This is a genomic window from Bacillus sp. TH22 (assembly GCF_016651015.1).
GTDB lineage: Bacteria > Bacillota > Bacilli > Bacillales > Bacillaceae_G > Bacillus_A > Bacillus_A mycoides.
On record NZ_JAEKER010000001.1, the window covers coordinates 4412406 to 4425822 of the forward strand.

The window sequence follows — 13417 nt, forward strand, 5'->3', positions numbered from 1 at the left end:
TGCTTTTATCGGTATCAATATTTTAGCGATGCAAAGCATATGAATCATACTTAACAATCTTTTGAAGTTGTACATATTCTTCTTTTGTTAAAGATAACTGTTGGCTAGCTTGTATATTTTCTTGCAATTGTTGAATAGAGCTTGCACCAGGTATAACAGCTGCAACAGTTTCGTTATGTAAGCAATATTGAATAGCTGTTCCTGTTAAAGAGCTTTCTTGGATTATTTCTTTTACACTCGCGAGTGTCGAATATAACTCATCGTAAGAATAAGAGAGGTAATCTTTTTCTTTTACTCTTTCTATCTTTCTTGCATTATTGTTAGTTAAAATCCCTTTTGCAAGTGGTCCGCGAGCAATAACGCTAATTTGCTGTTCATTAAGAAACGGGAACCATTCTTCAGGGCGACGATTTAAAAGGCTGTATTCCATTAATATGCTAACGATATTTGATCGTTTTGCATACTCACGAATGACATTTGGGCGTATAGAAGAGATACCATAATGACGAATAATCCCTTCTTTTTTTAATTCTTCAAAGGCTTCAACTGTTTCATCTATAGGATCTTCAATCGTCCCGCCATGCAGTTGATATAAATCAATATAATCTGTTTGAAGTCTACGTAAACTCTCTTTTACTTCGGTCTTTATATAAGCTTTAGAAGGATCCCAAGACCAACCGTTTTTTTCTTCTGTCCATCGATTTCCAACCTTTGTTGTAAGAACAATTTGGTCGCGTTTTCCTTTCAGAGCTTTTCCAACAAATTCTTCATTTAATCCATAATCGTATAAGTCCGCTGTATCAAAAAAATTAATTCCTAAATCGATTGCCTCATCGATAATACGCATAGCTTCAGCCTCAGATGCACCGAGAGACATACAGCCAAATCCAATTTCCGTAACATATAAATCTGAGTTTCCTAATTGACGTTTTTTCATAGGTCAACCTCCTTACCTTTATTGTACGAAAGGGGAAGGAGGTTGACAAACGTTTACTTTTTATTTGCTGTAATCCACTCTTGTACAGTTGTATACTCTTTGCCATATTGTTTTAGCTTATGACGAATTTGCCATGCTTTGCCGACTAAAGTGACGCGATTTGGTAAAATGTAAACTTTCATTTCTATCACGCTCCTTTCAATGTGGTAAAATGTATGAAGAACGATTAGGAAATAGAACAGGGAGATGAAGTAGTATGAGTAATCTTGCAGAAAGAACAGTAAAAACTGAACCAATTTTTGATGGTAGAGTTATAAAAGTTCGTGTTGATGATGTAGTATTACCAAATGGAGAAATGAGTAAACGTGAAATCGTAAATCACCCTGGGGCAGTTGCTATTATTGCTATTACTGATGAGGGGAAAATTGTACTCGTTGAGCAGTATCGTAAAGCTCTCGAAAAGGCAATTGTGGAAATTCCTGCTGGGAAGTTAGAACCTGGGGAAAAGGCAGAGGTAACAGCAGTTCGTGAATTAGAAGAAGAAACAGGATATGTATGTGAAAATATGGAGCTTATTACATCTTTCTATACATCACCTGGTTTTGCAGATGAGATTTTATATGTATATAAAGCGACAGGATTAAAACAAAAAGAAAATAAAGCAACTTTAGATGAAGATGAATTTGTGGAATTAATGGAAGTGTCATTAGAAGAAGCGATTGATCTTATGAAAGACCTTCGCATACATGATGCTAAGACGATGTTTGCAGTACAATATTTACAATTACAAAAATAAACACTCGCCTAAGGCGAGTGTTTTTAGTTGATTTTTGCATATACACGTGCATCGCGTAAGCTGCCATCGGGTGCTAGGAAATCATTTTCCATTGTACCTTCTAAAATAAATTCTAGACGTTCTGCTAAGTTACATGCGTTTATATTTGTTGCATCAGTACGAATTTCAATTCTTCTAGCACCTAGTTTATCAAATGCAAATTGAATCGCACCTTTAATGGCTTCTGTCATATAGCCATGCTTTGTATAAGCGCTATGTAGCCAAAAGTGAAGTGAAAACTTTGGAATATCCCAGTTTTCAGGCTTGAGCGTAATAGCTCCGATGAATGTACCAGATACTTTATCGTATAAGTGGAAATCAAGTGTTTCACGAAGTAAAAACTGTCCGTGAGCTTCGCGAACAATTTCTTCAGCACGTTCTTCTGTTTCAGCTGTAATTGGCATCCATGGTAATAAGTCTTCTAGCGAAGCTTGGATTGCTTCATATACCTCTGTTCCATCACCTGGAAACGGCTTACGTACTTGCAAGCGCTCAGTTTGAAATAATGTTGGAAAATCTAATAATAATGGTTTCAAGAGAAATCCCTCCTATTCTCTACTTTTTAGTTTAGCAAAGTAGAGCGGAATTTCAATGCTAATTCGTCATACTTTTTTTCTTTCTTTCATACATTTTTAGTAAGAGTGTGAACGGAGGGAAGGAAAATGTGGCGAAAAACGTGGCAAGACCGTGTAATGTCTCACATACAGGAAAATTCTTCACTATATATATTTAATGCGGTTTTATTACTGATGGGAGTAATATTTGGAGCGATTCTTGTGAATAGTTTACAAATAAACCAAAAGCAAGATTTATCATTTTATTTACAGCGTTTTTTTGGACAAGTTTCTAAAGGAGAATTTGCTGTCGCAGGCGAAATGTTTCGAGAAAGTTACTTTTCGCAATTAAAATATATCGGCTTTATTTGGATTTTGGGGATTTCAATTATTGGGTTGCCGCTCATTTTTATCTTACTATTTTTAAAAGGGGTAGTTGTTGGATTTACAGTAGGTTTTTTAGTAAGTCAGCACGGATGGAATGGACTATTATTAGCATTTGTATCTGTATTGCCACAAAATTTAATTATAATTCCTGTATTTCTCGTAATGACAACAATTGCTGCAAGCTTTTCCTTACGCATGATTAGGCATCAATTTATTCGGAAAATAACTGAGCCACTATTACCGTTATTAATTCGCTATACATGCTTTTTTCTCGTGATTGGAGCGGTATTAGCTATTGCTTCCAGTGTCGAAGTGTATGCATCACCAGTTTTAATGAAAGAAGTTGTGGAGGCTATTAACAAACAATAAATATTTTTTGAGAATAATTATCAATTTGTTTTCATTGTTTTTCTTTTGACAGGAGCCCTTCTTCTGATATAATGGTGTAAGAGTGGCGAGGAGGGAGTAGTACCGAATGGAAGAAAGAATTGAACGAATTAAGAAGCAATTACATGCAGCGAGCTATAAATTGACACCACAACGTGAAGCAACAGTTCGTGTGCTGCTAGAAAATGAAGAAGATCATTTAAGCGCAGAAGATGTATACCTCCTTGTAAAAGAAAAGTCGCCAGAGATCGGATTAGCAACCGTTTATCGAACTTTAGAGTTATTGTCTGAGTTGAAAGTTGTCGATAAAATTAACTTTGGAGACGGTGTTTCGCGTTATGACTTACGCCAAGAAGGTGCACAGCGTTTCCATCATCATTTAATCTGTACACAATGCGGTGCTGTACAAGAAATACAAGAAGATTTACTTGGTGAAGTGGAGAATAAAGTGGAACGAGACTGGAGCTTTAAGGTGAAAGATCATCGTTTAACATTCCATGGGATTTGTAAAAATTGTCAAGAAAATGAAACGGATGAAAAATAACCTTTTCCTATTTAACTAGGAAGAGGTTTTTTATTTGAATAAGGTATAAATTGGTGAAAGCTTGGCATATGTTGTAATAACTTATATTTTGGAGGAATTTACAATGCGCCGAGCTTTAAAATTAACTTTTGATGGGATGAAAGTATTTTTATTATTTACAAGTTGTACGATTTTGTTTTATTTCGCTATACTATGGATAAATGAAGAATATGAAAGTTACCATCGTTATGAAAAGCCAAAAGAAGAGACTGTAGAAAAAGTATCAGGGAATGAGGAGCCGGAAAAGGATGCTTTCGTAAATAGAATGATGTTTTTCTATGAAAATGGGGAGTAGTGTAGATTGGAAGATCAATTAAAAGATTTTATTCATTATATGATTGTTGAAAAAGGTTTAGCGAAAAATACAGTTGTATCTTATGAACGCGATTTAAAAAGCTATGTGAAGTATTTGCAAAATGTAGAACAAACGAAGACGTTTCATGAAGTGACACGCTTGCATATTGTTAACTTTTTGCAGCATTTAAAAGAAAACGGGAAATCTTCAAAAACATTGGCGCGTCATATTGCATCGATTCGTTCGTTTCATCAATTTTTACTTCGTGAACGAGCAGTGGAGCATGACCCATCGGTACATATTGAAACGCCACAAGGGGAACGGAAATTACCAAAAGTATTATCAATCGACGAAGTGGAAGCATTGCTTCAAACACCGAAAACGGCAAGTGCTTTTGGGATTCGTGATAAGGCAATGTTAGAGTTGTTGTATGCAACAGGACTTCGTGTTTCAGAATTAATTGCATTAAATTTAGAAGATGTGCACTTAACGATGGGATTTGTTCGCTGTATCGGGAAAGGGAACAAAGAAAGAATTATTCCACTAGGAAGCTTAGCGACAGAAGCGATTCAAAAGTATATTGAAAAAGGAAGAAGAGAATTGATGGGTAAAAAAGCAGTAGATGCGCTCTTTTTAAACCATCATGGTAATCGATTATCGAGACAGGGATTTTGGAAAATTTTAAAACGGCTAGCGAAAGAAGCGAATATTGCAAAAGAGCTTACACCGCATACGTTGCGTCACTCTTTTGCTACGCATCTATTAGAAAATGGGGCAGACTTACGTGCTGTGCAAGAAATGCTTGGACATGCAGATATTTCGACGACACAAATTTATACGCATGTTTCAAAAACTAGATTAAAAGATGTATATAAACAGTTTCACCCGAGAGCATAGTCACTATGCTCTTTTTTCATAGATTAAGAAGAGTGAACCATTTCACAGAAACTTCACAAACATTTCGTACATTGTTTTCAGCAGAAGACTAGAATATTACAATGTATTTCCTCTATACTAAATAAAGTATGAAGGAGGAAATGATGATGAAAAAACTTATTATGACTTTATTTATCGCGATGCTAGCATTGGCTGGCTGTAATACAAACAAAGAAGAACCGAAAAAAGAACAGAAACTGGAAGCTATAAAAGTAGCGGTTCAAACGAATCCGAAAGAAATTAAACCTGGTGAAAAAACAGAAATACAAGCACTTGTTACACAAGGAAAAGAAAGAGTAACGGATGCTGATGATGTAAAGTTTGAGATTTGGAAAGATGGCGACGAGAAACACGAGATGTTAGATGGTAAGCATAAAGGAAAAGGTGTTTATGCAGTAGAGAAAACATTTGAAACTGATGGAGTATATCATATTATTCCTCATACAAATGCACGTGAAATGCATGTTATGCCAGAAACAAAAGTCGCTGTAGGAAATGCAAAAGTAGAAGATGCGAAAAAAGAAGAAGGCCATGGGGATCATAAAAGTGATACGATGATACATCTTATGGCTGGTGATATTAAAGCAAATGCTGAATCAACAATGAAAGTTCATTTAAAACAAAAAGAAGAAGCGTTATCTGGTGCTGAAGTACAACTTGAGATTTGGAAAGACGGCGTTGAAAAACACGAATTTATTCCGGCGAAAGAAGGGAATAAAGGGGAGTATGAGAGTAAACATACTTTCAAAGAGAATGGTGCTTATAAAGTGAAAGTTCATGTAAGAAAAGGTGAACTACATGAACATAAAGAAGAAACAGTAGAAGTAAAATAAAAAGTAGCTCTTTAGAGCTGCTTTTTATTTTTATATTAGGAAATATGTTATAAAATGATTAGCACTTCTTTGCAGAATGGATTACAATAGAAGGGTAAAGAAAATGAGGAATTCTACGAAAATGTATTAAAAAGAAAGCGTAAACATGTTATGATATCAATATCAGATGTCTGACATCTGACTTGGAAAAACCTAGAAATGTTTTTTATTCGTTTGAAAGTAAAACGAAAAAGTTAGAGAATGATTTAAAGCAGTACTGTTTAATAATGAGGACGAGAGATAATTCCCATTGATAACAGTTTCACTTTATAGCGTTTTGAACATACTACAAGAAGTAGAACTGAACATATAGGAGGTTGCAGTTATGAATAAATATAAACGTATTTTCCTAGTCGTAATGGACTCTGTGGGAATCGGTGAAGCACCAGATGCTGAGCAGTTTGGTGATTTAGGTTCTGATACAATTGGTCATATCGCTGAACATATGAATGGATTACACATGCCAAACATGGTGAAATTAGGCCTTGGTAATATTCGTGAAATGAAAGGAATCTCTAAAGTAGAGAAACCGCTTGGATATTATACAAAAATGCAAGAGAAATCTACAGGTAAAGATACAATGACAGGTCACTGGGAAATCATGGGCCTTTACATTGATACACCATTCCAAGTGTTTCCTGAAGGATTCCCGAAAGAATTACTTGATGAATTAGAAGAAAAGACAGGTCGTAAAATTATCGGTAATAAACCAGCTTCTGGAACTGAAGTACTTGTTGAGCTTGGTCAAGAACAAATGGAAACAGGTTCTTTAATTGTTTACACTTCTGCTGATAGTGTATTACAGATCGCAGCTCATGAAGAAGTAGTACCACTTGAAGAGCTATATAAAATTTGTAAAATCGCACGTGAATTAACATTAGATGAGAAGTACATGGTAGGGCGTGTTATTGCTCGTCCGTTCGTTGGAGAGCCAGGAAACTTCACACGTACACCAAATCGTCATGACTATGCGTTAAAACCATTTGGTCGCACAGTAATGAATGAACTTAAAGATAGCGATTATGATGTAATTGCTATTGGTAAAATTGCTGACATTTATGATGGAGAAGGTGTAACTGAATCACTTCGTACGAAATCAAATATGGATGGAATGGACAAGCTTGTAGATACATTAAATATGGACTTTACAGGTATTAGCTTCTTAAACTTAGTTGACTTTGATGCCTTATTTGGTCATCGTCGTGACCCACAAGGGTACGGAGAAGCATTGCAAGAATATGACGCACGTCTTCCAGAAGTATTCGAAAAACTAAAAGAAGATGATCTATTATTAATTACAGCAGACCATGGTAATGATCCAGTACATCCTGGTACTGATCATACACGTGAATATGTACCGTTATTAGCATATAGCCCAAGCATGAAAGAAGGCGGACAAGAGTTATCACTTCGTCAAACATTTGCTGATATTGGTGCAACTGTAGCAGAAAACTTTAATGTTAAAATGCCAGAACATGGAACAAGCTTCTTAAACGAGCTAAAGAAATAGGGGGATAAACAGATGAATCGTGAACTAATTACAAAATCAGCTTCATACTTAAAAGAGAAATTTCAAGAGACACCACAAGTAGGACTAATCCTTGGATCTGGACTAGGTGTATTAGCAGATGAAATCGAGAACGCAGTAACAGTACCATACAGTGAAATCCCTGAATTCCCAGTTTCAACTGTAGAAGGACATGCAGGTCAACTTGTATTCGGTACACTTCAAGGTGTAACAGTAGTAGCAATGCAAGGACGTTTCCATTTCTACGAAGGATACGATATGCAAAAAGTAACATTCCCAGTTCGTGTTATGAAAGAACTAGGTGTAGAAACAGTTGTTGTAACGAACGCAGCTGGTGGTGTAAATACATCATTTGAACCAGGCGATCTTATGTTAATTTCAGACCATATTAACTTCATGGGTACGAACCCATTAATCGGACCAAATGATTCTGAAATGGGTGTACGTTTCCCTGATATGTCTACATCATATACGCCAGAACTTCGCGAAATGGCGAAACAAGTTGCAGCAGATTTAAATATTAAAGTACAAGAAGGTGTATATGTTGGAATGACAGGTCCTGTATATGAAACACCTGCTGAAATTCGTATGCTTCGTACACTTGGCGGAGATGCAGTTGGTATGTCAACAGTACCGGAAGTAATTGTAGCTCGTCATGCAGGTATGAAAGTACTAGGTATTTCTTGTATTTCAAATATGGCAGCTGGTATTTTAGATCAACCACTTCACCACGATGAAGTAATTGAAACGACAGAACGTGTTAAAGCTAATTTCTTAGCATTAGTAAAAGCAATTGTAAAACAAATGAAGGGGTGACTTCACAATGAGAATGGTGGACCTAATTGCAAAAAAACGTGATGGACATGCATTAACGACAGAAGAAATTAACTTTATCGTTGAAGGATATACAAATGGTAGTATTCCAGATTATCAAATGAGTTCACTTGCAATGGCAATTTTCTTCCAAGATATGAATGATCAAGAACGTGCAGATTTAACGATGGCAATGGTAAATAGCGGTGATACAATTGACTTATCAGCCATTGAAGGGGTAAAAGTAGATAAGCATTCAACGGGTGGAGTTGGTGATACAACGACACTTGTATTAGGTCCATTAGTAGCTGCTTTAGGTGTACCAGTTGCGAAAATGTCTGGACGAGGTCTAGGACATACGGGTGGTACAATTGATAAATTAGAAGCAGTACCAGGATTCCATGTGGAAATTGAAAATGATGAATTCATGCGTCTTGTAAATGAAAATAAAATCGCTGTTATTGGTCAAAGTGGAAACTTAACACCTGCTGATAAAAAGTTATATGCGCTTCGTGATGTAACTGCAACAGTAAATTCAATTCCTCTTATCGCTAGCTCAATTATGAGTAAGAAAATTGCTGCTGGTGCAGATGCAATTGTTCTTGATGTAAAAACTGGAGCAGGCGCGTTTATGAAAACGGATGAAGATGCAAAGCGTTTAGCAGAAGCAATGGTACGCATCGGTAATAACGTTGGTCGTAATACGATGGCGGTTATTTCTGATATGAGTCAGCCGCTTGGTGAAGCAATTGGTAATGCATTAGAAGTACAAGAAGCAATTGATACATTACAAGGTAAGGGACCGAAAGATTTAGAAGAGTTATGTTTAACACTTGGAAGTCAGATGGTGTACCTTGCTGGACAAGCTTCATCTTTAGAAGATGCACGTGAAAAGTTAATTGAAGTAATGAACAATGGTAAAGCGCTAGAATCATTTAAAACGTTCTTATCAGCACAAGGCGGCGATGCATCTGTTGTTGATGATCCTTCTAAATTGCCACAAGCACAATTTAAAATTGAAGTAGAAGCGAAAGAAGACGGTTACGTATCGGAAATCGTTGCAGATGAAATCGGAACAGCAGCAATGCTTTTAGGAGCAGGGCGTGCAACGAAAGAGTCTGAAATTGATTTAGCAGTTGGTCTAATGCTTCGCAAAAAAGTAGGCGATAGCGTGAAAAAAGGTGACTCTCTTGTTACAATTTACGCAAACCGCGAAAATGTTGAAGACGTAAAAGCGAAAATTTATGAGAACATGAAAATCGCTAAAGATCACGTAGATGCACCAACTTTAGTACACGGTATTGTAACGAAGTAATAAAGTGAAACTTTAATCAGTGGGGGCTTTATCCCCACTGATTATTAGCCTTCACCAATCGGGCATTTACGGGCAGCCCGACCCAGACCTAACTTCTTTGCTTTCGCTGAATTTTGAGGTAGGGGTCTTACTGCCCGCAAATAGCGGGATAAAAAAAAGCTGAGGAGATTTCTCCTTGGCTTTTTTTACTATTTTTTGTTTATAATAGTAATGGGTGAAATTATGATTAGAATTTGTGCAATAACGAAAAAAAATGAAGTTTTATATGATGTTTCGCTAGAAGAAACGAAAAAAGAGAACATCATATGGTATTGGCTTGATTTATATAAGCCAACGAAAGAGGAGTATACATATATTTTACAAGATCACTTCAAGTTCCATCCCCTTGCAATTGAAGATTGTGTAGAGTATGTACAGAGACCAAAGGTAGATTTTTATGATGGATATAACTTTTTAGTTCTTCATGCATTCGGAGAAGACGGATTAGAACCGCATGAAATCGATTTATTTATTAGTGATCGATATATAGTCTCTTTCCATTTCTCTCATAACAATGCGATTGAAAGAGTATGGAAAACGCTCGGTGAAAAGAAACGTATTAAGAAGAGTCCTTTGCATGTAGCACATACAATTATTGACCAAATTGTAGATGATTATTTCGCACCTGTTTATTACATCGAAGACCATTTAAATGCAATTGATGATAATTTAACGGGTGAGACAGCAGGAAGTGTGCTAGAAGAAGTATTTGATATTCGTGCAGATTTATCTAAGCTAAGGCGTACGATTATTCCGATGCGTGATTTATTGTATCGTATATTAAATTCAACACGTTTTTACGGTATAAGCGATCATGAAATTTATTTTAAAGATATACATGATCATTTGCTTAAACTGACAGAGATGATTGAAGCGAGCCGTGAATTAACAGCAGATATTCGAGATAGTTACTTTTCGTTGAATTCCCACCATATGAACAATATTATGAAAACATTAACTGTTTTCTCGACTATTTTCATGCCGTTAACATTTATTGCAGGGGTATACGGCATGAACTTCGCACATATGCCAGAGCTTGGCGGGAAGTATAGTTATTTTATTTGCTTAATTTTAATGGCATTAATTGGCGGCGGAATGATGGCTTGGTTTTATAAAAAAGGTTGGTTTAAGTAAAAAAACACCGAGGATTTCCTCGGTGTTTTTTTCTTAGCCAATAGCGTGTAATACGAACATGGCTAAGAATAAGCATGTAATAATATACATGGACGGTGCGACTTCTTTACGCTTTCCAAGTGCAACTTTCAAGATAGGATAAGCAATAAATCCGAACGCAATGCCATCAGCGATACTATATGTGAGCGGGATCATAACGATAATTAAAAACGCTGGAAATCCTTCTGAAAAGTCGTTCAGAGGAATTTGTTGAATGCTTGTAATCATCAGCCCGCCAATAATAATTAAGATTGGTGCAATGGCACTGTCAGGAATTATTTTGACAAACGGAAGCGCAAACAGTGATGCGAAGAATAACAACCCTGTAACGATAGACGTCAGACCTGTCTTTCCGCCTGCAGTAATACCTGCGGCACTCTCTACTGTTGAAACGGTAGGGCTTGTGCCAAATAGACCACATGTCATTGCTGAAATTGCATTTGCTTGGTAAGCACGTGGGAATTTACGATCATCTTCTAATAAACCATGTAAAAGTCCCATGTTCTCAAAAATAAGCACCATGCTTAAGGAGAATGTTGCAATCCAAAATGGCAAGGAAGAAAGTTTCCCAAATGACATAGCTCCAAACACATCGCCATAATTAGCGAATGAAAACGAACTATTTCCCATTTGACTCGTATCAACAAGACCAAACAGCCATGCAATACCAGTTCCAATTGCAATCGTCCATAAAAAGCTTCCACGTACGTTACGCGCAAATAGTACAAGTGCGACAATAAGAGTAAGTAGTGTGGCAAGAACGACAGGACTACTTAATTTTCCCATTGCAACAGCAGTATTAGGATGCGAAACGACTAAACCACCTTTTTGCAAGCCGATGAAAGCTAAAAACAACCCGATACCGACAGTGATCGCTTCCTTTAATGACTTTGGAATCGATACCGAAAGCACGCGAGCAATCGGTGTAAAAGCAGCAATTGTAAAAATAATACCGGCGATAAAAACAGCTGCCAATGCTTCTTGCCAAGTTAAACCGAGCGTATGCACAGCAGTGTACGTGAAGAATGCATTTACACCCATACCAGGGACAAGAATAGCAGGTGCATTTGCCCAAAATGCCATGAGTAGACATCCGACAAATGAACTAAAAACAGTTGCCAAAATTCCTGCCTCAAGAGGAATGCCGGCATCTGATAAGATTGACGCATTTACAATCATAATATAAACAATTGTGAAAAATGACGTGACTCCAGCTAAAACTTCTTGTTTTGGTGATGTTTGGTGTAAGTCTAATTTAAATGTTCTTTCAAGTATTCCTTTCATGTTAAACCTTCTTTTTCATATCCCTCTCCCACCCGTGATATCTCTTATGTAAGAGCTCACCGTCCTTTATTATATCAGAACATCATGTTTTTACAACAACGAAAATGATAACGGTTACTTATAAATGAGTTTATTTATAAATACGTAAAAATTGCCCGGATAGATGAAATGATTTCTAGTTCTCCTGATTGAATGGGCGGAGCTGCTTGCGCATGCAAAGTAGCATATGATGCGATCTCCCGTGGTAATTGGGCAGATTCTTCAACGAGTGAGAGGGGAACAGGATTAATATTTAAATTGTAGGTACTCGCAATTGTACGAGCTTTGTCTACTGCTTGTTGCAGAGCTTGAATGAGAGCTTGCTCATAATATTTATTTGGATGAGATATTCGAAAACGTAATCCTTTTGCTACGTTTGCACCATTTGTAACGGCTATATCATATACTTCCCCTGCTTTTTGTACATTTAAAACGGTAATTTCATACAAATGCTCCACACGGTAGCCTTGTAGTAATGCTTTATCATTTACATATTCGTATTGAGGAGTAATTGTATAAGAAATGGTTTCTATATCTTTATCGGCAATACCTAGCTGTTTGAGTGCATCAAGCAATTGTTTCGATTGCACTGCATTTTCTTCTTGCGCCTGTTTTACATTTTTACTATCTGTTCGAATGCCCAGTGTTAATATGACAACATTTGGTTTTGCCTTTATAATGCCTTCTCCTTGTACAGTAATAGTAGCTTCTTTACCAGTATTCGTCGTACGGATATTATGTAAATACGGATTCATTCCACTTTGCATTTATGCTCACCATCCTTTTTTATATGTATATGTGTGAACAAAAAAGAAAATCTTATGAAAAAAGTTACATAAATGAGAATGTTGAGGGAAGAAAGCATATACAATATAGGTATTTATAGATTATAATATGTGTAAATATGATAAAAAAGGGACGAGGCTAGTGAACGAAAATAGAGAAACACTGATTTTAGATTTATCTGCATCATTTCGAAAGATGATACGTTTATTACAAAATGATATTAATACACGTTTTTCAGAGCATATGCCATATAATGAATTCTCTGTATTACGTGCGTTATTTTTAAACAGTCCACAGATGGCTTCGCAAATTGCGAGTGAAGTAAACGTAACCTCCAGTCATATTACAGCTGTAACAGATCGTCTCGTGCGAAAAGGGTTTGTTGAAAGAAAACGTTCAAATTCGGACCGTCGTATCGTATACTTAGAAATTACTGAAAACGGACGAGAAGTAACTGAAAAGCTTGAAGCTGTGCGTAAAGAATATTATAAAGAGAAATTTAAAGGTTGGAGCGACCAAGAGATAGAAATGGTTTTAGAACTATTTGGCCGCGTATTATAATAAATGAGGATAGGAAGCGAGAGCTTTCCTATCCTTTTTCTTTTGAATAAAAATATTTTGAAACTCCGATACTTTAATTAAACAGATCGGAGG

General features: G+C 36.4%; 16 protein-coding genes. 11 read left to right on the forward strand and 5 right to left on the reverse strand.

Annotated features, from left to right (window positions below):
* Positions 1-22: 22 nt before the first annotated feature.
* Positions 23-937, reverse strand: a complete 915-nt coding sequence (locus JFU18_RS22585; RefSeq protein ID WP_201034290.1) for an aldo/keto reductase — start codon at positions 935-937, stop codon at positions 23-25.
* A gap of 53 nt (positions 938-990) precedes the next feature.
* Complete coding sequence (mciZ, locus tag JFU18_RS22590; RefSeq protein ID WP_000870295.1) at positions 991-1119, reverse strand: Z-ring formation inhibitor MciZ; 129 nt, start codon at positions 1117-1119, stop codon at positions 991-993.
* Between the two features lie 74 nt (positions 1120-1193).
* Between mciZ and JFU18_RS22595 the strand changes: the two genes are divergently transcribed.
* Positions 1194-1733, forward strand: a complete 540-nt coding sequence (locus JFU18_RS22595; protein ID WP_201034289.1) for an NUDIX domain-containing protein — start codon at positions 1194-1196, stop codon at positions 1731-1733.
* Positions 1734-1756: 23 nt separating this feature from the next.
* Here the strand turns inward: JFU18_RS22595 and JFU18_RS22600 are convergent, their stop codons facing one another.
* Positions 1757-2308, reverse strand: a complete 552-nt coding sequence (locus tag JFU18_RS22600) for a GNAT family N-acetyltransferase (protein WP_002033881.1) — start codon at positions 2306-2308, stop codon at positions 1757-1759.
* Between the two features lie 126 nt (positions 2309-2434).
* Here JFU18_RS22600 and spoIIM point away from each other — a divergent pair, with 126 nt between their 5' ends.
* The 9 genes from spoIIM (at position 2435) to corA (ending at position 10615) form a co-directional block, all read left to right on the forward strand.
* Positions 2435-3082: a stage II sporulation protein M gene (gene spoIIM / locus JFU18_RS22605; RefSeq protein ID WP_002014939.1), complete on the forward strand. Its 648-nt coding sequence runs from the start codon at positions 2435-2437 to the stop codon at positions 3080-3082.
* 106 nt (positions 3083-3188) lie between these two features.
* Positions 3189-3644: a ferric iron uptake transcriptional regulator gene (gene fur / locus JFU18_RS22610; protein ID WP_000392654.1), complete on the forward strand. Its 456-nt coding sequence runs from the start codon at positions 3189-3191 to the stop codon at positions 3642-3644.
* A gap of 103 nt (positions 3645-3747) precedes the next feature.
* Positions 3748-3978, forward strand: a complete 231-nt coding sequence (locus tag JFU18_RS22615; protein WP_002088473.1) for a YqzK family protein — start codon at positions 3748-3750, stop codon at positions 3976-3978.
* 6 nt (positions 3979-3984) lie between these two features.
* Positions 3985-4875 carry a site-specific tyrosine recombinase XerD gene (xerD, locus tag JFU18_RS22620; protein WP_002067028.1) on the forward strand — a complete coding sequence of 297 codons (891 nt, stop codon included), beginning with the start codon at positions 3985-3987 and terminating at the stop codon, positions 4873-4875.
* A 143-nt stretch (positions 4876-5018) separates the two neighbouring features.
* Positions 5019-5747, forward strand: coding sequence for a FixH family protein (locus tag JFU18_RS22625; protein WP_201034288.1), 729 nt, complete (start codon positions 5019-5021; stop codon positions 5745-5747).
* A gap of 364 nt (positions 5748-6111) precedes the next feature.
* Positions 6112-7296, forward strand: a complete 1185-nt coding sequence (gene deoB / locus JFU18_RS22630; protein ID WP_002014935.1) for a phosphopentomutase — start codon at positions 6112-6114, stop codon at positions 7294-7296.
* A gap of 12 nt (positions 7297-7308) precedes the next feature.
* Positions 7309-8130: a purine-nucleoside phosphorylase gene (locus JFU18_RS22635; protein WP_001078443.1), complete on the forward strand. Its 822-nt coding sequence runs from the start codon at positions 7309-7311 to the stop codon at positions 8128-8130.
* 7 nt (positions 8131-8137) lie between these two features.
* Positions 8138-9442: a pyrimidine-nucleoside phosphorylase gene (locus tag JFU18_RS22640; protein ID WP_002067030.1), complete on the forward strand. Its 1305-nt coding sequence runs from the start codon at positions 8138-8140 to the stop codon at positions 9440-9442.
* A gap of 210 nt (positions 9443-9652) precedes the next feature.
* A complete protein-coding gene (corA, locus tag JFU18_RS22645) occupies positions 9653-10615 on the forward strand; it encodes a magnesium/cobalt transporter CorA (RefSeq protein ID WP_002067031.1) in 963 nt (320 codons plus the stop codon).
* 33 nt (positions 10616-10648) lie between these two features.
* Here the strand turns inward: corA and JFU18_RS22650 are convergent, their stop codons facing one another.
* Together JFU18_RS22650 and JFU18_RS22655 are read right to left on the reverse strand one after the other, a co-directional pair.
* The gene (locus tag JFU18_RS22650; RefSeq protein WP_002143039.1) at positions 10649-11938 is read right to left on the reverse strand and encodes an NCS2 family permease; all 1290 of its coding nucleotides are present in this window, start codon (positions 11936-11938) and stop codon (positions 10649-10651) included.
* Positions 11939-12072: 134 nt separating this feature from the next.
* Positions 12073-12744: an SIMPL domain-containing protein gene (locus JFU18_RS22655; RefSeq protein WP_002138209.1), complete on the reverse strand. Its 672-nt coding sequence runs from the start codon at positions 12742-12744 to the stop codon at positions 12073-12075.
* A gap of 160 nt (positions 12745-12904) precedes the next feature.
* Here JFU18_RS22655 and JFU18_RS22660 point away from each other — a divergent pair, with 160 nt between their 5' ends.
* The gene (locus tag JFU18_RS22660) at positions 12905-13324 is read left to right on the forward strand and encodes a MarR family winged helix-turn-helix transcriptional regulator (protein WP_113937133.1); all 420 of its coding nucleotides are present in this window, start codon (positions 12905-12907) and stop codon (positions 13322-13324) included.
* Positions 13325-13417: the final 93 nt, after the last annotated feature.